This is a genomic window from Rhodococcus sp. NPDC057529, from assembly GCF_042802055.1.
Lineage (GTDB): Bacteria > Actinomycetota > Actinomycetes > Mycobacteriales > Mycobacteriaceae > Rhodococcus_F.
In genome coordinates this window covers 256561-278352 of sequence record NZ_JBHVEY010000006.1, presented here as the reverse complement: position 1 = coordinate 278352, position 21792 = coordinate 256561, and the positions used below count along the sequence as shown (strand labels likewise).

Genomic DNA, 21792 nt, shown 5'->3' with positions numbered 1-21792 from the left:
TCAGCCCCCTTGTAGTCCGGCTGCGATGACGGCACGGCCGATAGGTGCAGCCACCGAGCCGCCGGTTGCGGCCAGTGCACGATCTCCACCGTCCTCGACGATGACCGCGATGGCCACGGTCGGGTTCTGGGCGGGTGCGAATCCGATGTACCAGGCGTGGGGCGGGGTGTTCCGTGGGTCGGTTCCGTGTTCGGCGGTGCCCGTCTTGGACGCGATCTGCACGCCCGGGATCTTGCCCTCGCCGCTGGTGTTGTTCTCGGAACCGATCATCAGATCGGTCAGGGTAGCCGCCACCTGGGACGACATCGCCTGGCCTTCGGACACCGGGTTGGTGGTCGCGAGATTGGAGAGGTCCGGGCCCTGCAGTTCCGACACCAACTGTGGTTGCATGCGCACTCCACCGTTGGCGACGGTAGCCGCGATCATTGCGTTCTGCAGCGGGGTGAGCGCCACGTCACGCTGGCCGATGCTGCTCTGGCCGAGTGCGGCGTCGTCGGGGATCGACCCGATGGTGCTGTCGGCGACGGGGAACGGGACGCCGGGCATCTGCCCGCCGATGCCGAGTGCACCGGCCTGGTCGCCGACGGCGTCGGCTCCGGTCTTCACGCCGAGTTCGACGAACGCCGTGTTGCAGGATCGCGCGAACGCCTCCCGCAGCGACGCGGTGGGTGCGGCGCCGCACGTGGAGCCGTTGTAGTTCTCGAGCGTCGTCGACGTGCCGGGAAGGGTGATCTGCGGGGCCGCGGTCAGCTGGGTGTCGGGGGTGGTCCCGGCGGCGAGCGCGGCGGCGGTGACCACCACCTTGAACGTGGAACCGGGCGGGTACGTCTGCGACACCGCGCGGTTGATCAGCGGCTTCTCCGGGTCGGCGTTCAGGGCCTCCCATGCCTGCGTGGTCTCGGTGCCGTCGTGGCTGGCGAGCGAGTTGGGGTCGTAGCTCGGGGTGCTCACCATCGTGAGGATGCGTCCGGTGCTCGGCTCGATCGCCACGACCGAACCGGTGTAGCCCTTCGCCGTCAGTTCGTCGTACGCCACCTGCTGCATCACCGGGTTGATGGTGCTCACCACGTTGCCGCCGCGCGGGTCGCGTCCCGACACGAGGTCGAAGAAGCGACGCCCGAACAGCCGGTTGTCGGAACCGTTGAGGACGGGGTCCTCGGACCGCTCGAGTCCGGTGCTGCCGTACTGCATGGAGTAGAAACCGGTGACCGGTGCGTTGGCCAGCGGGCTCGACGGCGCCGCCGGATTCGGCGGGTAGGTGCGCAGATACTTGTAGCGGTCGTCGGTCGGAACGGACGCCGCGAGCACCTGCCCGGCCGCCGAGATCTGGCCGCGCTGACGCGAGTACTCGTCGAGCAGCACGCGCGAGTTCCGCGGATCGGCCCGCAGGTTGTCCGCCTTGATGACCTGGACGTAGGTGGCGTTGGCGAGGAGGGCGACCACCATCACCATGACGGCGATCGCGACGCGACGCAGAGGTGTGTTCATGAGCGCGGCACCATCTCGGTCGGGGCGTCGGCGATGGGTGCGGGCCCCTTCTTCTTCGGAACGGCCGGCTCGCGGGCAGCGTCGGAGATCTTGATGAGGATCGCGAGAAGGAGGTAGTTGGCGAGCAGGGACGACCCACCGTACGACATGAACGGCGTGGTCAGACCGGTGAGGGGAATCAGTTTGGTGACACCGCCGACCACCACGAACACCTGCACCGCGATCGTGAACGACAGACCAGCGGCGAGGAGCTTGCCGAAGCTGTCGCGGACGGCGAGCGCGGTGCGCAGGCCACGGATGACGAGGATCAGGAACAGCATCAGGACGGCGGCGAGACCGATGAGCCCGAGTTCCTCACCGATCGTCGCGACGATGAAGTCGGTTTTCGCGAACGGCACCTGGGCGGGCCTGCCGCTGCCGAGCCCCGTGCCCGCGACACCACCGGTCGCGAGCCCGAACAGCGACTGCGAGATCTGGTAGCCGGTGTTGTTGTAGTCGGCCAGCGGGTCGAGCCAGGTGCTGACCCGAACCCGGACGTGGCCGAACAGCTGGTACGCGAAGAAGAACCCGATGCCGAGCAGTCCGACACCGATCAGCAGCCATCCGACGCGTTCGGTGGCGATGTAGAGCATCACGAGCACGGTGCTGAACAGCAGCAGCGACGTGCCGAGGTCCTTCTCCAGCACCAGCACCCCCACCGACACCATCCACGCGACGAGGATGGGCCCGAGGTCGCGGGCGCGGGGAAGGTCGATGCCGAACACGTGCTTGCCCGCGGTGGTGAACAGGTCGCGCTTCGCGACGAGGACGGACGCGAAGAAGATGATCAGGAGGATCTTCGCGAACTCGCCGGGCTGAATGCTGAAGCCGGGGAGGCGGATCCAGATCTTCGCGCCGTTCACCTCGGAGAAGCTCGACGGCAGGATCGCCGGGATGGCGAGGAACACCAGTCCGGCGAGGCCCAGGGTGTAGCTGTAGCGGGCGAGGAGGCGGTAGTCCTTGAGCAGCACCAGCACGGCCACGAACCCGGCGATGGCCAGCGTCGTCCACAGCACCTGCTGGTTGGCGTCCGGTGACGGGACGGGCAGCCCGAAGTAGGCGGCGGACTGTGCGTCGGCGAGGTCGAGCCGGTGGATCAGCACCAGGCCGAGGCCGTTGAGCAGCGCGACGATCGGCAGGATCAGGGGGTCGGCGTACGGCGCGAACCGGCGCACCGCGAGATGCGCGATCAGGAACAGCGCCGAGTAGGCGGCGGCGTACTTGGCGAGGTCCCAGGTGATGCTCTGTTCCTGGCTGGCCTCCACCAGCACCAGCGAGATCGTCGTGATCAGGATCGCGAAACCGATCAGGATCAGCTCGGTGCCCCGGCGCGTCGACTGGACCGGGGCTGGCGCGAACCCGCCGGGTGGACTGGGAAACTGCGCCCCCGGTGATGCACTTGCGACCGACATCAGCTAGCCGTCCTGCAGTTCTGACCGGGAACCTGGGTCACGGTCGGCGCCGGCGTGGCGGTCGGGGTCTGAGGGGCAGGCGTCTCCGGCGCCGGCAACGCTGCCGGGGGAGCGGGAGCCGGCGCGGGCGCGGGCGCCGTGGTCTCCGGGACCGGCGCGGGTGCCGGCGTCGGAACCGGACTCGGTGCCGGGGTGGTCGTCGTGGTGGTGGCGGACTCCGACTCGCACACCGGAAGCAGATCGTTTTGCGCGAGCCGCGTCATCTGGTTGCGGGCGTCGTCGAGCTTGCCCGAAGGCAACCCCGCACGCACCTGCTCACGAGCGGACGGCTGAAGGTCGTCGACCTCGAGGACGGTGCACCCGTTCGGAGATTCGGTCGGCGACATCAACGTCAGGTCGCCGGAATCGCTGACACAGCCGACCAGGTTCGCCTCGTGCAGCGAGTACCCGAGCACCGAGCCGGGAACTCCGCGCAGCACGGTGACGCGTTCGCCGTCGGCGCCGACGTAGTAGTTGTTGCGGACCAGAGCCCGACCCACGAAGGCAGCGACGGCGACCACGACGATCAGACCGAGCGCGAGTGCAGCCCACCACATGCGGTGACGCTTCTTCTTCGTCGGCGGTTCCTCGACCTGCGGGACCACCCGCTTCGGCGTGGCACGCGGCGGACGCATCGCCGCGGCACGTCCCGCGGCGGTGTTGGGCGGCGGCGTGTCCTCCTCGTCGTCGGCGGACGCGGCACCGGCCACGATGGGATGACTCTGCCCGTAATCGAGGTCGATGACGTCGGCGACGACGACGGTCACGTTGTCCGGACCGCCACTGCGCAGGGCGAGTTCGATGAGCCGGTCGGCGCACTCGTCCTGCGAGCCCTCCCGCATCGTGTTCTCGATGGTCTCGTCGCTGACCACGTCCGACAGTCCGTCGGAGCACAGTAGATAACGGTCGCCGGCGCGGGCCTCGCGGACCGTGAGCGTCGGTTCGATCTCGTTGCCGGTGAGGGCGCGCATGATGAGCGAGCGCTGCGGGTGGGTGTGCGCCTGCTCAGCGGTGATCCGGCCCTCGTCGACCAGCGACTGCACGAACGTGTCGTCCCGGGTGATCTGCGCGAGGGAGTCGTCGCGGAGCAGGTAGGCGCGGGAGTCACCGATGTGGACCAGCCCGAGCTTGTTGCCGGAGAACAGGATTGCGGTGAGCGTGGTGCCCATGCCGTCGAGTTCCGGGTCTTCCTCGACGTGATCGGCGATGGTGTCGTTGCCCTCGCGGGTGGCGGCCTCCAGCTTGCCGAGCAGGTCTTCGCCGGGCTCGTCGTCGTCGAGATGCGCGAGGGCCGCGATCATCAACTGCGACGCGACCTCACCGGCCGCGTGACCGCCCATGCCGTCCGCCAGCGCCAGCAGGCGGGCCCCGGCGTACACCGAATCTTCGTTGTTGGAACGGACGAGGCCACGATCGCTGCGGGCGGCATAGCGGAGTACGAGGGTCACGGGCGCAACTCGATTACCGTTTTGCCGACCCGTACGGGGGTACCGAGCGGCACGCGGACAGATGTGGTGACCTTGGCGCGATCCAGGTACGTGCCGTTGGTCGAGCCGAGGTCTTCGACGTACCAGTCGGCGCCCCGCGGGGAGAGCCGAGCGTGGCGGGTGGACGCGTAGTCGTCGGTGAGGACCAGCGTGGAGTCGTCGGCCCGGCCGATGAGGACGGGCTGGGTGCCGAGAGTGATGCGCGTGCCGGCGAGGCCGCCCTGCGTCACCACCAGATATTTGGCCGTCTTCGTCTTGCCCAGCGACGGCAGAACATTGCCGCTGCGCGAATATCGGGGCGGCACACGGACGCCGGAGCCGGCGTAGATGTCGCCACGCAACGCCCGCAGAACGGTCCAGACGAACAGCCACAGCAGAAGCAGGAAACCTGCTCGTGTGAGTTGCAGAATCAAACCTTGCACGGCAGTCCACCTCCTTCTGTGGCCGGAACGGTCGAGGTTCCGGCGTCTTTTTCTCGCAGCATCATAGGGGCAACCCGCATCCTGCGATCAGGATACGGACAGCCCACAACGATACGGAGTCCCCACCGTGTTACGTCCGACACGGGCTCCGACGCGATGTCGGTCCAGTATCGAAGCCGTCTCGGTTGTGTCTCGGCGAGGGAGTTCGGGTTCGGGTATCGGCGATGTCTCTTCGGGGTCCCAACTCGGTGGGGCCTCAGAGGATTCGGACCAGGATCTCCGAATGACCGGCCCGGATGATGTCTCCGTCGGCCAGCTGCCAGTCCTGCACCGGGGCACCGTTGACGGTGGTGCCGTTGGTGGAACCCAGGTCGGACAGCATCGCGACCTGACCGTCCCAGCGAATGTCGATGTGGCGGCGCGACACACCGGTGTCGGGCAGGCGGAACTGTGCCTCCTGGCCGCGGCCGATGATGTTGTTGCCCTCACGCAGCTGGAAGTGGCGTCCGCTGCCGTCCTCGAGCTGCAGAGTCGCCGTGAACGTGTGGCCGTCCGGAGCGTACGCCTGCTGGCCGTAGCCGCCCTGGTCGTAGTCGGCGTACCCCTGCTGGTCGTACTGCTGCTGGTCGTAACCGCCCTGCTGGTAGCCGCCGCGGTCGTAACCCTGGTCGTAGCCCTGCGGCTGCTGGTAGCCGGCGTCGGCGTAGGAGCCGTCCGGGTAGCGCGCGGGAGCCTGCTGGTCGTAGCCGCCCTGGTAGTCCTGCTGGTAGCCGCCCTGCTGGTAGTCGTAACCGGCGTCTGCGGGCTGCTCGTATCCGGGAGCCTGCGCGCCCTGGTCGTACGCCTGACCGTAGGCCTGATCCTGGGGGTACCCGCCGCGCTGGTCGTCGGGGTACTGCTGCTGGTCGTAACCGCCCTGCTGGTAGCCGCCGCGGTCGTAACCGTTCTGGTAGCCCTGCGGGTACCGCTGGTCCTGACCTGCATGGGCATGACCGTTGCGCGCGTACTGCGGGTCGGGATTGCGGTTGCCCGCTGGTTCGCGGCTGGGGTCGTAGCCTGAGTTCTGCGTCATGGGGCCAGCTCCTGGATTCGACGTGACGGGTACAAACGGTGCCTGTGGTCGCGGTGCGGGACCGCGTGGCGGTTCGGGTCGCCCCGGCGCGGCCGCATCCTGGCGGCCTGCGTCCGGATCCACCGAACCCCGGGTGCGGAACTGCCCGGTGTGCAGTGACGGCGACGGTTCGAACGCGACATGAATGGGACCATACGTCTGCCAGCCCTGGTCGCGAATGAAGTCTTCGAGGTGTCGGGCGAAGGCCTTGACCGTCAACTCGCGGTCGGCGGCAAGCTCTTCGTGATCCGAGTTGTTGATGGCGATGACATAGCTGTTCGGCGCGAGCAGGTGCCCACCGTCCAGTTGCTGGATCCGGTCGGAGGCTTCCTGCTGAAGCGCGGCCTCCACCTCCTGCGGCACCACGCCACCGCCGAAGACCCGGGCGAACGCGTCACCCACGGCTCCCTGGAGCTTCCGCTCGAAACGTTGAACTATCCCCATCGGAACCTCCTCACAGTGCCTGTCGGTCGGGTCTTCTGTCCTCGGTGCGCGGTCGCTGTGACGAGACATGTCCGTGTCGCGCCACAGCCGTGCGTGTATCCCACGGTACTGTCATTGCCTCGAGCCATGACACGGGTCTACGCCCTTGCATGATATCGGTCTTTGCCTGGACGGGTGTTTTTGTCGCCGTTTCGGGCCCTGACCTGTACGAATCGTAATTTCTGGCGACCTCGTGTTAATGTTTCCGGGTCGCTCGGGCGAGTGGCGGAATGGCAGACGCGCTGGCTTCAGGTGCCAGTGTCCTTCGGGACGTGGGGGTTCAAGTCCCCCTTCGCCCACCACAGTGATTCTTCGGAATCGCGAGAACGAGGCCACGAACTCCACGGAGTGCGTGGCCTCGTTTCGTTGGATGCAGGTGCCTACTGGGGGCGGATCGGATTGCAGGCGACGCTGACGTACGTGACGATCCCTTCCTGCAGTCCGCAGGTCGTGTAGGCGCCCGTCGAGACGCCGACCTCCCACCACGGGGCGCCGTATCCGGCGACGCACGATCCGGTGGACGGTGTCCCGGCCGGAACCCACACGCCGTCGCGGCGGTAGCCCTGGACCCATGGAATGTGCGACACACCGCCGGGGCCGGGAATCGCCCGCGGCGTGAGGCCGAAGCACTCGACCGTCCCGATGTGCACGGCGGTCCTGCCGGCGGGCACGTCCTGCGCCGTGCAGTGCGAGGTGCCGGACGTGGGTGTGGTGGCGGTGTGACAGTCGGCGGTGGGTTCGGCCTGGGCGGGTGCGGCGCCCAGCGCAACCAGGGCGGCGGCGACGGCGGACGACGCGGCCGCTCCGGCGAAGATCCTGAGGAACCTGTGGGTCATCGACTACTCCTTCGGGTCCGTTCGCTGCCTGTGTCGGTGCGGCACCGGATTCCGTTAGCCGACGGGCCCGCCGGGGTGGTGTCATCCCCACCCCAGGGTGCCTACCCGGGCGGTCGGCGCGGCCCGACGATGGAGTGGAAGCCACGTCGCGAACTTCCGGTCCTTCCGGACCGGAACCCGTCCCCTCGGCGGTTCGTGACGAATGACTCGAGTGTGAACCTGCCGTCCGGCTTCTTCCGCTCGGTTTCTGCGAACGTCGAGAGTGGGTTGTAGATGAGCATCAGCCAGGTCCGGGCCACCAGCTCGGCACATGTCGGTGAGTACGTCGGTTCCGTCGCGACGATGGTGGAAGCCCTGTCGGTCGACTGGTGGTTCACCCCAGCGTTCGACGTGGTCGTGACCCTTTCCAGCGAAATCCCCTACTACCGCGGCCGGAAGGCCGTCCTGGCCTGGAACCGCCACTTCGGGTGGTCGCTCGGAGTCCACGGACTGTCCCAGGGCAATGTTCTGGTGGTCGAGGCACTCGGGTTGGGACCGGCCCCGGATCCCGCGCAGTGTTCCGATCGGGTCGCGGAGATGCTCACCGAACTCGCCGGCTGGGCCCCTCAGCGGGCGTCCGGAAAACCTGCCCCGCGAATCGTGCACGGCCCCGGCGCTCCTCGCGGATGACCCAGTTCGCGGGAACCCGTGCGGCTCCGGCGCCGACCGGCTTGGATAGCGAATATGGACGGCAGGAGAGCCCCCGATCCGCTGCGCCTCGCGGTCGGCGCCGCCGCGACCGCCGGCGGCGCGTTGCAGCGCGTGATCGGATTCGGCATCGACACGGCGCGACGCCTGCCGGGCGTCGACCCCGTTCTGGTCACCCTCGAGGAACGCGGCACCGAGACACTCCGCGGCGCCGACGAACTCGCGGACCGGGTGCTGCACGCGGTGCTGCGGAAGGTCGTGCAGGTCGCTCTGCAGGAGGTGGACCTCACGACGATCGTGCGTGATCACGTCGACCTCGACGTCGTCGCCGAGGGCATCGACATCCAGCGGATCATCGACCGGGTGGACGTGGATGCGATCGCCGCCCGGGTCGACATTCCGCAGATCCTCGACCGCGTCGACATCGACGCCGTCGCCGCGCGGGTCGACGTGGATGCGATCGTCGACCGCGTCGACGTGGATTCCGTCATCGGACGCGTCGATCTGGTCGTGCTCGCCGACACCGTGATCGAGGGCGTCGACCTCCCGCGCATCATCCGAGAATCGACCGACTCGATGTCCAACGAGGCGGTCCGCGGGGTGCGCACCCAGGGCATGCAGGCCGACGACGCCGTCGCCGGGTTCGTGGGCAAGTTGTTCGGGCGCGGGCACGAACCGGACGATGCATGACCGCGCCGGCGCATCGTGCCGCCGGGATCGTCACCCGCGGGCTGGCCTGCGGCATCGATCTGGCGATCGTCATGGCCGTGATGGGCGGCATCTACGTGGGCGCACTGTTCGTGCGGTTGCTGTTCTCCCCGCAGGCGTTCACGTTTCCCGACGCCAGTGCCCTGCTCTCCGTCAGCATGTTCATCGGCGTGGCCGTGCTGTACCTGACCGCGTGCTGGGCGGTGAGCGGCCGCACCGTCGGCGCCGTGATCATGGGGCTGCGGGTGGTCAGCCGCAACGGTGAACTGATCGGCTGGGTCCGCGCACTTCTCCGGGCGGTGCTGTGCGTGATGTTCGGGTTCGGGTTGCTGTGGGCGGCGGTCGACGGCAGGCGCCGATCGCTGCAGGACATTCTGCTGCGAACCGCCGTCGTCTACGACTGGGAGCCGGATCTGCACCTCGGCGAGCCCGGCGCCTGACCGCGCACCCCGGCAGCATGTCGTAGTGGCTGCCTAGCATGGGGTCATGTACACGGAGCGGCGGTCGGTGTTCCCCGGCGCCGTCGTGTGGCAGAAGACGGTGGCCGGCGGTGAGGCGGAGATCCTGCCCGACGGCTGCATGGACCTCATCTGGATGAACGGTGACGTCGTCGTGGCCGGCCCCGACTCCCGCCCGTATCTCACTCGCAGCCGGGAGGGCGACCGCTACGTCGGGTTGCGTTGTTCCCCGGGCATTCTGCCGGATCTCCTCGGAACACCGGCCGAGGAGTTGATCAATCAGCGGGTGCCGCTCGCCGACGTGCTGAGCGACCGCACCACCGCAGAATTCCTCGGCAGGATCGCCGACACCGCTGATCCCGGCCGGGCGCTCGAGGAGTTCGCGCGGTCGCGCCGGCTCCTCGGGCCGCCGCCGGACGGCAGGATCTCCACGGTCGTGCGGCTTCTGCAGCAGCAGGCGTCCGTCCGCGACGTCGCGGACGGAATCGGTGTCGGCGAGCGCCAACTGCACCGCCTGTGCCGGCGGCAGTTCGGTTACGGGCCGAAAATGCTGGCCCGGATCCTCCGGTTGCAGTCGGCTGTCGGGCTCGCGGGGTCGGCCATTCCCGCTGCGCAGGCGGCCGGCATGGCCGGATTCGCCGACCAGGCCCACCTGATCCGGGAGGCCCAGGAGTTGACGGGCCGCACGTTCGGTCAACTCGTCACGGCGTGAGCGGGGCGAAGAGGTCGACGGAGTTGCCGTCGGGATCGTCGACGGTGGCGTAGCGCTGCCCCCACGGTGCGTCCCACGGCTTCTTCCTGCCGTTGGACCCGGCGCCCGTGATCTCGTCGAAGAGTTTGTCGACGTCGGCAGCGGTCCCGCAGTCGAAGGCGAGCGCGATGCGATGCCCGCCGGCAGGTTCGGTCCAATCGGGGGTGAACGAGCGGATGGTGTCGATCGTGTCCCACAGCAGGCGAACCCCACCCGGAAGCTCGAATTCGACGTGCGGCGCCTGATCGGCGTCGGCGGGAATGTCGAGTCCGAGCCGCCGGTAGAACGCGAGCGACGTGGGCAGGTCGCGGACGACCAGTTCGATGGCACTGAATGTTGCGGTCATGTCCAGAACGCTAACGACCTCGGACGGACCCGCATTGAAGGTTTCGGACATCGCGCACCCGCGGGTCCGATTTCTTCAATCATTCGGGCCGTGCAGCGGGGATGCTGGGAGTCATGACCACCGAATCAACCCATGTCAGTGTGTTCATCGCCCGGACCGCCGCCGACGTGTACGCCTACGCCAGCGACCCCGCCAACCTCCCCGCCTGGGCGGCCGGCCTCAGCAGCACCATCACCCGCGACGGCGACCGCTGGCTCGCCGACTCCCCGATGGGCCAGGTCGCCGTGACCTTCGCACCCGCCAACGACTACGGCGTCCTCGACCACGACGTCACCCTCCCCGGCGGCGACACCGTCTACAACCCCGTCCGCGTCCTCCCCGACGGCGACCACAGCGAAGTCCTCTTCACCATCCGGCGACGCGACGGCGTGAGCGCCGAAGAATTCGCGCAGGACGCCGCAACCGTCACCGCCGACCTCCAGAAGCTGAAGGAATTGCTGGAGGCGTGAGGCGGGCGCGCTGTTGTCGCTCGTTGGTGCGTTTGCATACCGATTAGCCAGAATCTCACGCAATTGCGGGCGCAAATGGCAAATTCGTGTGCGGATGTCAGCGGCTCCGGTCAGTTCAGTGATCGCCGAACGGGTTTCCCCCCAAGACAGCCCCCTGTTGTCGAATGTCCTCCCGGCCCGGAAGGGTACTGGACTTGCCGTGCTCAGACCCGTTCCGGACGACCTTCGGCCACGGCCGTTGCCGCTGCGGCGACGCGTCGGTACGCGGCCCGGGTTTCGGGTGCGAGTTCGGTGTGTTCGATGACGATTCCCATGCCGAGGTGTTCGTCGTAGGGGATGGTCTCGACGCCCCATACCTGTCCGCCGAGGTATTCGCGGAGGAGGTCGAGATCCACCTGCCAGCCGGTGGCGTCCTGGTTCGAGGCGGTGACGACGGTGCGGGCGAGTCCGGGTTCGCCGAGCGTGTCACCGATCGACTGCAGTGCGGATCGGAGGCGGTTGAACGCGTCGGCGCGGCACGGGACGACGAGGACGATGGGGGTGGGCGTCGCGAGCAGCGGCGTGAGGTACGCGGCTCGCAATCGGTGGCCGAGGTCGTGGACGGCGCTGACCCCTCGGGCGCGCAGCGAGCCTGTGAGAGTGTGGAATTCACGATCTGTCGCGGTCCGGTTGCCGATGCGGTTCAGGATGCGGGTGCCGGCGTTGGTGCGGGAGCAGTATCCGTCGAACACGTCGTCCGCGACGGGGCCTGCGGCGGCGGACGCCACCACCTGCTCCAGGCCGCTGACGGACAGCACCGCGTCGGCGCCGCGTTCGGCGATATCGCCGCCGGCAGGTGTCGCATCGACGGCGACGACCCCGCCGCCACGGGCCGCCTCGGTGTTGGCGAGCCCGAGTGTCGTCGTGGTGGCGCCTGCTCCTCCGCACGCCCCGAGGACCAGGGTCGACACCGGAAGTGCTTGCTGCAGTAGGTCGGTCACTTCGCGTCTCCAATGGATGTGATGTACGTGCGACCGTCGCGGTCCGCGGTGGTCACGACCTGCTCGTACTGTTTCGTGGACCCGTCCGGTCGCAGTTCCGACAGCGTCACCGCGTAGTGGCCGGGTTCCGTTTCGGTGATGGCGAGGCAGTGCTCGGTGCCTTCGGGCAGCAGCGAGTCGATGCCGCCCTGGATGGTCTCGGCGGACCCCAGGGGCGCGTCGGGGGCGACCACCTCGCGGGCCTTCGCGCCGCTTCGTTCGACGTAGTAGGCGTGATCGAAGGCCAGGATCGCGGCGACGCCGTCGGTGGTCCCGCCGGGACCGTTGCCGACGACCGTCGCACCGTCGCGGGACGCGGTGCACCATCCTGCGGCGACCGGGTTTCCGCTCGCGTCACCGGAAGTCGAGGTGAACACGGCGACCACACCGACGACGACGGCGACCACCGCGGCGGCGGCTCCGGCGACCGCGAGTTTCCGCTTGCCGCGACCGTCCCGGACGGGCAGGGTGGGGTCGGGTTCGTCGCCCGGCGTCAGCCACGTCGGTGCGGGGGGAGGGGGCAGCTGTTCGGGTTCAAGCTCCACGACGGGAACCGTCGGTGCAGCGGCCGACGGGAAGGGCGGGTACCAGTGCGAGAAGCGGTCGAGGGGTGCCCTGTTCGGCGGTTCTGTCACAGTTGAATCCTCCACACCTCATTCCCCCGCGCGGAGCCCACCCCTGACGGGCTCCGCGCAGCGGAATCGGATCACACGTGCAGCGTCGCCTGGCTGCGCACGTTCACGCCGCCGATGGTGGTGGTCGCCGGACCGCTGTCGGTCGACTGCAGCTGCGGGAGCTGCGGTGCGGGCAGGGACGCGATCGTCTGCACCAGCTGCCCGAACGCCGGGTACCGGTCGGCGGCGTTCGCGATCGCGGCGGCGACGGGTGTGACGTCGACGGGTGCCGACCAGTTCGTCGGGTTCTCGGCGTTGGAGTCGGCCGAGAACGCGGAGACGGTGGCGGCGGTCGGCGAGGACGGGTCGACGGCGATGCCCGCGGTTCCGGTGGCGTCACCGACCCGCCAGCCGATGGTGCCGACGTACCCCTCGGGGTTGCCGTACTGGCGTCCGTTGACGGCCACCGGCACCGCACCGACCAGCGTGTCGGCGGCCGCATTCACCTCGACCACCGGCTTCGGCACGGGCAGGGCGGGGGCGACGGGTGCCTGGTGCGACTTCGGCATGTCGTCGGGGTCGATCCACACGGTCGCGGGCTGGGCGGCCTGCTCGGCGGGCACGGACTGCGCCGCGGGTGCCGGTTCCGCCGGAGCCTCGTCCTTCGCCAGATCGGGTGCGGCGGGTGCGGCCGTCTCGGCGCCCGGGACGGCCAGCGGCGCCTGCGGGGGAGCGGGTGTCGTCGTGGTCGGGGCCGCGGGGTCGGTGACACCCGGCTGGGACGTGCTCGGCGGCGTGGACGGGACCGTCACGCCGGGCTGCGACGTGGTGGGCGCCGCCGAGGGGTCGGTGACGCCCGGCTGCGACGTCGACGGTGGGGTGGTGGCCGGAGCGGCGTGTGCGGCCGCGGCCCCGAGCAGTGCGGCGGCGGACACCGAGATCGCGGCGGCCAGAGCGTGCATGCGGATTCTCAAGTCTTTGACTCCTGAAGTCGAACGGACATGGTTGATCGAACGGACTGGTGCTGACGAAGCAAACGCAAGAGAGATGCAGATCAGAGGCACCGAAAGAGGGAAGCGAGCACAGCAGAATGCCTCCACCGACACGGTGGATGTGTTGTTTCCCCGATGAGATCCGTCCGTGCTGCCGGCGCACTGCCGCAGCCGTCGTTCATCGCCCCCATGACCGCCCCCGGTTCTTTCTCTTCCCCCTACCGCGGCAAAGTACCAGACGGGCAACCGTTCCCGCGCCCCCGGATTCCGGTCAGGCCAGGCCCGCGGCCAGCTTCACCGTCAGATCGCGCAGCGGGCGGAGACGGCCGGTCATCGCGACGGCGGACATGGCGCGCGATCCGCGCACCAGCCGCCGGGTGGCGGGCCGACGCGTGCGGTCGTAGCGGCGCAGCGCCGTCTGAATGTCGGTGTCGGCGGTCAGGAATCGGCCGAGTGTGACGGCGTCGACGAGGGCCTCGCACGCGCCGCGGCCGAGGTTCGGCGCCATCGCGTGGGCGGCGTCGCCGAGCAGCGCCGTGGTGCCCGACCCGTACGACGGGAGGGCCGGTGACTCGTACAGGTCGTGGTGGAGCATCGCGCTGGGGGTGGCGGCCTCCAGGACGGCCCGGACGTCGGCGTGCCAGCCCCCGAACCGGGACCGGAGGAAGTCGAGGCCGCCGGGGTGCCCGGCCTCGGTGCGGATGCACGCGAACCAGTTGACGAGTTCGCCGTCGCGCGGGGTGATGCCGAAAAGTGCGTCTGCGTCCCAGGTTTCGCTCACGGTGTCGCGATGTCCGGGCACCCAGCCGCGCCAGGCGGTGGCTCCGACATAGCGCGGCTCGAATGTGTCGCCGAACAGTTGCGTGCGGGTCGGGCTGCGCAGACCGTCCGCGCCGATCACGACGTCGTGATCCGTCAGCGCGTCGAGGGCGGGAGCGGGGGTGCCGAACGAGATCATGCCGTCGGGGAGTGTCTCGGCGAGCGTGGCCAGCAGGGCGGGCCTCGACAGCAGGTAGGCGGTGCGGTCGCGGTTGTCGATGGTGCCGATCACGGATCCGTCGGGGCGCAGGAGCGAGCCGCGGTGCTGGGGTGATCCGAGGATGCGGACCTGATCGCCCGCGCCGATCGCGTCCAGCGCGTCGAGGGCCTGCGGCCACATGCCGAGCGCGGTGCCGGACGTGGGCAGGGCGTCGGCCCGCTCGAACACGTCGACGTGCCAGCCGGCGCGGGACAGGTAGCGGGCGACGGCGAGTCCACCGATGCCGCCGCCGAGGACTGCTGCGGAGTGGGTCATGACCACTACGCTACTACGGGTGTAGTGAGTTTACTACCGATGTAGTGTCGGGAACATGGCTGACAAACGGGAGCAGGTGCTCGACGCCGCCATCGCGCTTCTCGGCACGAAGGGGGTCCGGGCGCTCACGCATCGCGGCGTGGACGAACTGGCCGGGATGCCACAGGGATCGACGTCCAACTACTTCCGCAGCCGGGGCGCGCTGCTCGAGGGGATCGTCACACGGCTCGTCGAACGTGACCGGGAGGACTGGGAGACGTTCGCGCACCTCCGGCCCGAGAGCAGGGATGCGCTGGTCGATGCGCTGGCTGCCTTCGTGAGATTCTCCACCGGTCCCGACCGGGTCCGGACGAGCGCGCGCTACGCACTGTTCGTCGAGGCCTCCGTCACGCCGGGGCTGGACGCGAAGATCGGCGCGGCCCGGCGCGCACTCGTGGAGTGGGGCGCGGGCATGCTGGAACACGTGGGTTCGCGAAACCCCGCCTCGGACGCCGTGGTGATCACCGACTACCTGGACGGTGTCATCCTTCACCAGCTCACCGTCCCGGATCTCGATTTCGATCCGACTGCGGGAATTACAGCGCTCCTCCGCGCGCTCACTTAACATGTACTCAGTGCAGTCGGACGAGGTCCGCCCTCGACAATGCCCAGTTCAGAGGGTAAATAGGCCAACCTAAGTTGTGTTTCGTCAGGGGTTCTGAATTATCGTTTTCGTTACACGTTGGACCCACGAAAGTCCGACCCGACCGAAAAGCCACGTCGCCTGGTGCGAGGACCACACCCAGCGTGCTGCAAAAGGGCGATAGCCGATCGGTGGTGCCGAGCACGTCGTGACGGCACCTGCATTGCAAGTTGATGGCCATCAGCGCTGCTGGTCGTCGGTGCATCTTTTGGCATACGAAGGCTAGGTATGAAGCAACTTCCAGGCCCCCAGGGGCTGTATCACCCGTCGAACGAGCACGACTCCTGTGGTGTCGCGTTCGTCGTGGACATGAAGGGCCGCCGCAGCAGGGACATCGTCGAAAAGGCGATCACCGCGCTGGTGAACCTCGAGCACCGTGGTGCCGCGGGCTCCGAACCCAACACGGGTGACGGCGCCGGCATCCTCCTCCAGGTCCCGGACAAGTTCTTCCGCGCCGTGGTCGACTTTCCGCTGCCCGCGGAAGGCACGTACGCCACCGGCATCGCGTTCCTGCCGCAGAGCAAGGCCGACGCGCAGCGTGCCGCCGAAGCCGTCGAGAAGATCGTCGAGAGCGAGGGCCTGAAGGTCCTCGGCTGGCGTGAGGTCGCGACCGACGACTCGTCGCTCGGCGCCCTTGCCCGCGACGCCATGCCGACGTTCCGGCAGATCTTCATCGGCAGCGAGAACGACGCCCTCAGCGGACTCGACCTCGAGCGCCGCGCCTACGTCGTCCGTAAGCGCACCGAGCACGAACTGGGCAGCGAAGGCGCAGGCAAGGACGGCCCCGGTCGCGAGACCGTGTACTTCCCGAGCCTGTCGAGCCAGACGTTCGTCTACAAGGGCATGCTCACGACCCCCCAGCTCAAGGGCTTCTACCTGGACCTGCAGGACGAGCGCCTCGAGTCGGCCCTCGGCCTCGTGCACTCGCGCTTCTCCACCAACACGTTCCCATCGTGGCCGCTGGCCCACCCGTTCCGGCGCGTGGCCCACAACGGTGAGATCAACACCGTCACCGGCAACGAGAACTGGATGCGCGCCCGTGAGGCGCTCATCGACAGCGACATCTTCGGCGGTCGCGATCAGTTGGAGAAGATTTTCCCGGTCTGTACGAAGGGTGCCAGCGACACGGCGCGCTTCGACGAGGTGCTCGAGATGCTGCACCTCGGTGGCCGCAGCCTGCCGCACGCCGTGCTGATGATGATCCCGGAAGCCTGGGAACGGCACGAGAGCATGGACCCCGCACGCCGGGCGTTCTACCAGTACCACTCGTCGCTCATGGAGCCGTGGGACGGACCGGCGTCGGTGTGCTTCACCGACGGCACCGTCATCGGCGCCGTCCTCGACCGCAACGGCCTGCGCCCGTCCCGCCTCTGGGTGACCGACGACGACCTCGTCGTCATGGCGTCCGAGGTCGGCGTCCTGCCGATCGACCCGGCCACCGTCGTGAAGAAGATCCGGCTGCAGCCCGGCCGCATGTTCCTCGTCGATACCGCCGAGGGTCGCATCATCAGCGACGACGAGATCAAGTCGGAACTGGCCGCCGAGCACCCCTACCAGGAGTGGCTCGATCAGGGTCTGACCCACATGAACGACCTGCCGGACCGCCCGTACACCTACATGTCGCACGAGCGCGTCGTTCTGCGTCAGCAGATGTTCGGGTACACCAACGAGGAGGTCAACCTCCTCGTCAAGCCGATGGCGATCTCCGGTGCCGAGGCTCTCGGCTCCATGGGTACCGACACTCCGATCGCCGTGCTGTCGTCGCGGTCGCGGATGCTGTTCGACTACTTCTCGCAGCTGTTCGCGCAGGTCACGAACCCGCCGCTCGACGCCATCCGCGAGGAGGTCGTCACCAGCCTCGGCGGCACCATCGGCCCCGAGCACGACCTGCTGCACCCCACCGCGGAGTCCTGCCGGCAGATCTTCCTGCCGCAGCCGATCCTGCACAACGACGACCTGTCGAAGCTCATTCACGTCAACGACGACGGCGAATTCCCGAACTTCCGCAGCGTCATCGTCCGCGGTCTGTACCCGGTGGCCGAGGGCGGAGCGGGCCTGCGCAAGGCCCTCGACGACGTCCGCTACCAGGTGTCGGAGGCCATCGCCGGTGGTGCGCGCCTCGTCGTCCTGTCCGACCGTGAGTCGAACGAGACGTACGCGCCCATCCCGTCGCTGCTGCTGACGTCGGCCGTGCACCACCACCTGGTGCGCGAGAAGACCCGCACCAAGGTCGGTCTCATCGTCGAGGCCGGCGACGCCCGCGAGGTGCACCACATGGCGCTCCTCATCGGTTTCGGTGCGGCGGCGGTCAACCCGTACATGGCGTTCGAGACCGTCGACGAGGCCGTCCGCAACAACGAGTTGCAGGGCGTCACCCTCGACAAGGCCATCCAGAACTACATCAAGGCCGCGGGCAAGGGTGTGCTCAAGGTGATGTCCAAGATGGGCATCTCCACCCTGGCGTCCTACACCGGCGCCCAGCTGTTCCAGGTCATCGGCCTGTCGCAGGAACTGGTCGACGAGTACTTCACCGGCCTGCAGTCGAGCCTCGGCGGCATCGGCCTCGACCAGATCGCCGCCGACGTCGCCGTCCGCCACGCGAACGCGTACCTGGACCGTCCCGAGGAGCGCGCGCACCGCGAGCTCGAGGTGGGCGGCGAGTACCAGTGGCGTCGTGAGGGCGAGTACCACCTGTTCAACCCGGACACGGTGTTCAAGCTGCAGCACTCCACGCGCACCGGGCAGTACGAGGTGTTCAAGGAGTACACGAAGCTGGTCGACGACCAGTCCGAGCGCCTCGCAGCGCTGCGCGGCCTCTTCGAGTTCAAGAAGGGCGTGCGCGAGCCCGTCCCGCTGGACGAGGTCGAGCCCGCCACCGAGATCGTCAAGCGCTTCTCGACCGGTGCGATGAGCTACGGCTCCATCTCCGCCGAGGCGCACGAGACGCTCGCCATCGCCATGAACCGCCTCGGCGGTCGCTCCAACTCCGGTGAGGGCGGCGAGAGCCCGGCCCGGTTCACGCCGGACGAGAACGGTGACTGGCGCCGGTCCGCGATCAAGCAGGTCGCGTCGGGACGCTTCGGTGTCACGTCGCACTACCTGACGAACTGCACCGACATCCAGATCAAGATGGCGCAGGGAGCGAAGCCCGGTGAGGGCGGCCAGCTGCCGGCGCACAAGGTGTACCCGTGGGTGGCCGAGGTCCGGCACTCCACGCCCGGTGTCGGGCTGATCTCGCCGCCGCCGCACCACGACATCTACTCGATCGAGGATCTCGCGCAGCTGATCCACGACCTGAAGAACGCCAACCCGCAGGCCCGGATCCACGTGAAGCTGGTGTCCGAGGTCGGTGTCGGCACCGTCGCCGCGGGTGTGTCCAAGGCACACGCGGACGTCGTGCTGATCTCCGGTCACGACGGTGGCACCGGTGCCACCCCGCTGACGTCGATGAAGCACGCGGGCGCACCCTGGGAGCTCGGCCTCGCCGAGACCCAGCAGACGCTGCTGCTGAACGGTCTGCGCGACCGCATCGTCGTGCAGGTCGACGGCCAGCTCAAGACGGGCCGCGACGTCATGGTCGCCGCGCTGCTCGGTGGCGAGGAGTTCGGTTTCGCGACCGCGCCGCTGGTGGTGTCGGGTTGCATCATGATGCGGGTCTGCCACCTCGACACCTGCCCCGTGGGTGTCGCGACGCAGAACCCGGTGCTGCGCAAGCGGTTCAACGGCAAGCCGGAGTTCGTGGAGAACTTCTTCCTCTTCATCGCCGAAGAGGTGCGCGAGCTTCTCGCGGAGCTCGGCTTCCGCACCCTCGACGAGGCCGTCGGGCAGGTGGACGTCCTCGACACCACGAAGGCGCTCGCGCACTGGAAGGGCAGCAAGGCCGGCAACCTCGACCTGTCGCCGATCCTGCACGAGACCGAGTCGGCGTTCATGGACCAGGACCTGTACTGCACGGGCACCCAGGATCACGGCCTCGACAAGGCGCTCGACCAGCAGCTGATCGTCCAGAGCCGCAACGCTCTCGACAAGGGCGAGAAGGTCACGTTCGAGTCGCCGATCACCAACGTCAACCGGACGGTCGGCACCATGCTCGGCCACGAGGTGACGAAGGCGTACGGCGGCGACGGACTGCCGGACAACACGATCGACATCACGTTCACCGGTTCGGCCGGTAACAGCTTCGGTGCGTTCGTCCCCAAGGGCATGACCCTGCGCCTGCACGGCGACGCCAACGACTTCGTCGGCAAGGGCCTGTCCGGTGGACGCCTCGTGGTGCGCCCGCCGCTGGAGACCGCGCCCGGGTTCGTCGCCGAGGACAACATCATCGGCGGCAACGTGATCCTGTTCGGTGCCACGAGCGGTGAGGCTCTGCTCCGCGGTGTCGTGGGCGAGCGGTTCGCGGTCCGCAACTCCGGTGCCACCGCCGTCGTCGAAGGTGTCGGCGACCACGGTTGCGAATACATGACCGGCGGAAAGGTCGTCATCCTCGGTGCGACGGGACGCAACTTCGGTGCCGGCATGTCCGGTGGTGTCGCGTACGTCTACAACCCCGACAAGGCGTTCGAGGACAACCTGAACACCGAACTGGTGGATCTCGAGGACCTGACGGGTGACGACTTCACCTGGCTGAAGTCCGCCATCGAGCGTCACCGCGACGAGACGGGCTCCGAGGTTGCCGCGCGCATCCTCTCCGACTGGTCGCAGCAGGTCAATCATTTCGCGAAGGTCATGCCCCGCGATTACAAGAAGGTGCTCCTGGCCATCGAGGCCGCGAAGAAGGATGGAAAGAACGTGGACGAGGCAGTGATGGAGGCAGCTCGTGGGTGATCCAAGCGGCTTCCTGAAGCACACGTCGCGCGAACTTCCGGTTCGCAGGCCGGTGCCGTTGCGTCTGCTCGACTGGAACGAGGTCTACGAGGAGTTCTCGTCGGACACCCTGAAGACTCAGGCCAGCCGGTGCATGGACTGCGGTATCCCGTTCTGCCACAACGGCTGTCCGCTGGGGAACCTGATTCCCGAGTGGAACGACCTGGTGTACAAGGACCGGTGGCACGACGGCATCGAGCGTCTGCACGCGACCAACAACTTCCCGGAGTTCACCGGGCGGCTGTGCCCCGCACCCTGTGAGGCGTCGTGCGTCCTGGGCATCAACCAGGACCCCGTCACCATCAAGCAGGTCGAGGTCGAGCTCATCGACCGCGCCTTCGACGAGGGCTGGGTCAAGCCGGTGCACCCGACGCGTTCGACGGGCAAGAAGGTCGCCGTCGTCGGTTCCGGTCCCGCGGGTCTCGCTGCAGCGCAGCAGCTGACGCGCGCCGGGCACATGGTCACCGTGTTCGAGCGGGCCGACCGCATCGGCGGGCTCCTGCGGTACGGCATCCCCGAGTTCAAGATGGAGAAGCGGCACATCGATCGCCGTCTCGACCAGATGAACTCCGAGGGCACCGTCTTCAAGACGGGTGTCAACGTGGGTGTCGACATCACCGCGGACGCACTGCGCGCGCAGTTCGACGCCGTGGTCCTGGCCGGCGGTGCCACCGAGGCCCGCGACCTGCCGATCCCCGGCCGCGAGCTGGACGGCATCCACCAGGCGATGGAATTCCTGCCGATCGCCAACCGCGTGCAGCTCGGCGATCTGGAGCAGCCGACCATCACCGCGGAGGGCAAGAAGGTCGTCATCATCGGTGGCGGCGACACCGGCGCGGACTGCCTGGGCACCTCGCACCGCCAGGGTGCCGAGAGCGTTCACCAGTTCGAGATCATGCCGAGACCGCCCGAGACCCGCGCCGAGCACACCCCGTGGCCGACGTACCCGTTGATGTACCGCGTCGCGTCCGCTCACGAGGAAGGCGGCGAACGCCTCTTCTCCGTGAACACGGAACGGTTCGTCGGTGCCGACGGCAAGGTGACCGCACTGAAGGCCCACGAGGTCGAGATGAAGTCGGGTCGTTTCGAGAAGGTCGAGGGCTCGGACTTCGAGCTCGAGGCCGACCTCGTTCTGCTGGCGATGGGCTTCGTCGGACCCGAGAAGCCGGGCCTGCTCACGGATCTCGGCGTCGACCTCAACGAGCGCGGCAACGTCGCCCGCTCCGCGAAGTGGGCCACCAACGTCGACGGTGTCTTCGTGGCCGGCGACATGGGACGCGGACAGTCGCTGATCGTGTGGGCCATCGCCGAGGGTCGCTCCGCGGCCGCAGCGGTCGATACGTACCTCGAGGGCAAGACGGCGCTGCCGTCTCCGATCGAGACCACCACCGCCCCGCAGCGGTAGCTGTAACCGCCAGTACAATCCGCACCCCGGTAGGTTTTCCTACCGGGGTGCCGGTTTATCGTGCGGGGGTCACGTTCGGTCGGTAACGTTCATTTACCGATCGTGCATCTTTAGGTCACGTCGTCCTGGCAGCATCCCGTCTGC

19 protein-coding genes and 1 tRNA gene are annotated in these 21792 nt (G+C 68.3%); 9 read left to right on the top strand and 11 right to left on the bottom strand.

Features of this window, described 5'->3' with window-relative positions:
* The 5 genes from ACFU5V_RS14375 to ACFU5V_RS14355 all read right to left on the bottom strand — a co-directional run bounded on the left by ACFU5V_RS14375 (nucleotide 1) and on the right by ACFU5V_RS14355 (nucleotide 6442).
* Nucleotides 1–1488 carry a penicillin-binding transpeptidase domain-containing protein gene (locus ACFU5V_RS14375; protein ID WP_378440253.1) on the bottom strand — a complete coding sequence of 496 codons (1488 nt, stop codon included), beginning with the start codon at nucleotides 1486–1488 and terminating at the stop codon, nucleotides 1–3.
* The gene (locus tag ACFU5V_RS14370; RefSeq protein WP_009476773.1) at nucleotides 1485–2939 is read right to left on the bottom strand and encodes an FtsW/RodA/SpoVE family cell cycle protein; all 1455 of its coding nucleotides are present in this window, start codon (nucleotides 2937–2939) and stop codon (nucleotides 1485–1487) included. The genes ACFU5V_RS14375 and ACFU5V_RS14370 overlap by 4 nt, the downstream gene beginning before the upstream one ends.
* The gene (locus ACFU5V_RS14365) at nucleotides 2939–4426 is read right to left on the bottom strand and encodes a PP2C family protein-serine/threonine phosphatase (protein ID WP_378700036.1); all 1488 of its coding nucleotides are present in this window, start codon (nucleotides 4424–4426) and stop codon (nucleotides 2939–2941) included. Before ACFU5V_RS14365 ends, ACFU5V_RS14370 begins: the two co-directional genes overlap by 1 nt.
* Nucleotides 4423–4887 carry an FHA domain-containing protein gene (locus tag ACFU5V_RS14360; RefSeq protein ID WP_005249074.1) on the bottom strand — a complete coding sequence of 155 codons (465 nt, stop codon included), beginning with the start codon at nucleotides 4885–4887 and terminating at the stop codon, nucleotides 4423–4425. Before ACFU5V_RS14360 ends, ACFU5V_RS14365 begins: the two co-directional genes overlap by 4 nt.
* Before the next feature lie 256 nt (nucleotides 4888–5143).
* Nucleotides 5144–6442 carry a DUF3662 and FHA domain-containing protein gene (locus ACFU5V_RS14355; RefSeq protein ID WP_378440248.1) on the bottom strand — a complete coding sequence of 433 codons (1299 nt, stop codon included), beginning with the start codon at nucleotides 6440–6442 and terminating at the stop codon, nucleotides 5144–5146.
* A 255-nt stretch (nucleotides 6443–6697) separates the two neighbouring features.
* On the opposite strand from ACFU5V_RS14355, the gene ACFU5V_RS14350 reads away from it, so the two are divergent.
* A tRNA-Leu gene (locus ACFU5V_RS14350) sits at nucleotides 6698–6783 on the top strand.
* 78 nt (nucleotides 6784–6861) lie between these two features.
* On the opposite strand, the gene ACFU5V_RS14345 is transcribed toward ACFU5V_RS14350, so the two are convergent.
* Nucleotides 6862–7317 (bottom strand): hypothetical protein, encoded by a 456-nt coding sequence (locus tag ACFU5V_RS14345; protein WP_378700030.1) that lies wholly within the window; start codon nucleotides 7315–7317, stop codon nucleotides 6862–6864.
* A 273-nt stretch (nucleotides 7318–7590) separates the two neighbouring features.
* Between ACFU5V_RS14345 and ACFU5V_RS14340 the strand changes: the two genes are divergently transcribed.
* The 4 genes from ACFU5V_RS14340 to ACFU5V_RS14325 are packed head-to-tail and all read left to right on the top strand — an operon-like array spanning nucleotide 7591 to nucleotide 9882.
* Entirely contained in the window at nucleotides 7591–7986 is a 396-nt protein-coding gene (locus tag ACFU5V_RS14340) for a DUF6292 family protein (protein WP_378432584.1), read from the top strand.
* 54 nt (nucleotides 7987–8040) lie between these two features.
* The gene (locus ACFU5V_RS14335) at nucleotides 8041–8694 is read left to right on the top strand and encodes a hypothetical protein (protein WP_378432583.1); all 654 of its coding nucleotides are present in this window, start codon (nucleotides 8041–8043) and stop codon (nucleotides 8692–8694) included.
* Nucleotides 8691–9152 (top strand): RDD family protein, encoded by a 462-nt coding sequence (locus tag ACFU5V_RS14330; RefSeq protein ID WP_378432582.1) that lies wholly within the window; start codon nucleotides 8691–8693, stop codon nucleotides 9150–9152. The genes ACFU5V_RS14335 and ACFU5V_RS14330 overlap by 4 nt, the downstream gene beginning before the upstream one ends.
* Before the next feature lie 46 nt (nucleotides 9153–9198).
* Nucleotides 9199–9882, top strand: a complete 684-nt coding sequence (locus ACFU5V_RS14325) for a helix-turn-helix domain-containing protein (RefSeq protein WP_378432580.1) — start codon at nucleotides 9199–9201, stop codon at nucleotides 9880–9882.
* On the opposite strand, the gene ACFU5V_RS14320 is transcribed toward ACFU5V_RS14325, so the two are convergent.
* The gene (locus tag ACFU5V_RS14320) at nucleotides 9872–10267 is read right to left on the bottom strand and encodes a VOC family protein (RefSeq protein ID WP_378700028.1); all 396 of its coding nucleotides are present in this window, start codon (nucleotides 10265–10267) and stop codon (nucleotides 9872–9874) included. The genes ACFU5V_RS14325 and ACFU5V_RS14320 overlap by 11 nt on opposite strands.
* A gap of 113 nt (nucleotides 10268–10380) precedes the next feature.
* On the opposite strand from ACFU5V_RS14320, the gene ACFU5V_RS14315 reads away from it, so the two are divergent.
* A complete protein-coding gene (locus tag ACFU5V_RS14315; RefSeq protein ID WP_378432579.1) occupies nucleotides 10381–10776 on the top strand; it encodes an SRPBCC family protein in 396 nt (131 codons plus the stop codon).
* Between the two features lie 203 nt (nucleotides 10777–10979).
* Here the strand turns inward: ACFU5V_RS14315 and ACFU5V_RS14310 are convergent, their stop codons facing one another.
* From ACFU5V_RS14310 to ACFU5V_RS14295, 4 genes are all read right to left on the bottom strand, one after another.
* Nucleotides 10980–11756 (bottom strand): hypothetical protein, encoded by a 777-nt coding sequence (locus ACFU5V_RS14310; RefSeq protein ID WP_378700026.1) that lies wholly within the window; start codon nucleotides 11754–11756, stop codon nucleotides 10980–10982.
* On the bottom strand, nucleotides 11753–12430 hold the full coding sequence (locus ACFU5V_RS14305; RefSeq protein WP_378700024.1) for a hypothetical protein: 678 nt from the start codon (nucleotides 12428–12430) through the stop codon (nucleotides 11753–11755). The genes ACFU5V_RS14310 and ACFU5V_RS14305 overlap by 4 nt, the downstream gene beginning before the upstream one ends.
* Nucleotides 12431–12501: 71 nt before the next feature.
* A complete protein-coding gene (locus ACFU5V_RS14300) occupies nucleotides 12502–13383 on the bottom strand; it encodes a glycoprotein (protein WP_378700022.1) in 882 nt (293 codons plus the stop codon).
* Between the two features lie 289 nt (nucleotides 13384–13672).
* Complete coding sequence (locus ACFU5V_RS14295) at nucleotides 13673–14695, bottom strand: FAD-dependent oxidoreductase (protein WP_378700020.1); 1023 nt, start codon at nucleotides 14693–14695, stop codon at nucleotides 13673–13675.
* A gap of 55 nt (nucleotides 14696–14750) precedes the next feature.
* On the opposite strand from ACFU5V_RS14295, the gene ACFU5V_RS14290 reads away from it, so the two are divergent.
* The 3 genes from ACFU5V_RS14290 to ACFU5V_RS14280 all read left to right on the top strand — a co-directional run bounded on the left by ACFU5V_RS14290 (nucleotide 14751) and on the right by ACFU5V_RS14280 (nucleotide 21648).
* Nucleotides 14751–15299 carry a TetR/AcrR family transcriptional regulator gene (locus ACFU5V_RS14290; RefSeq protein ID WP_378432574.1) on the top strand — a complete coding sequence of 183 codons (549 nt, stop codon included), beginning with the start codon at nucleotides 14751–14753 and terminating at the stop codon, nucleotides 15297–15299.
* 306 nt (nucleotides 15300–15605) lie between these two features.
* Nucleotides 15606–20204, top strand: a complete 4599-nt coding sequence (gene gltB / locus ACFU5V_RS14285; protein WP_378432573.1) for a glutamate synthase large subunit — start codon at nucleotides 15606–15608, stop codon at nucleotides 20202–20204.
* Complete coding sequence (locus ACFU5V_RS14280) at nucleotides 20197–21648, top strand: glutamate synthase subunit beta (protein WP_378700018.1); 1452 nt, start codon at nucleotides 20197–20199, stop codon at nucleotides 21646–21648. The genes gltB and ACFU5V_RS14280 overlap by 8 nt, the downstream gene beginning before the upstream one ends.
* The last annotated feature ends 144 nt before the right edge of the window (nucleotides 21649–21792 follow it).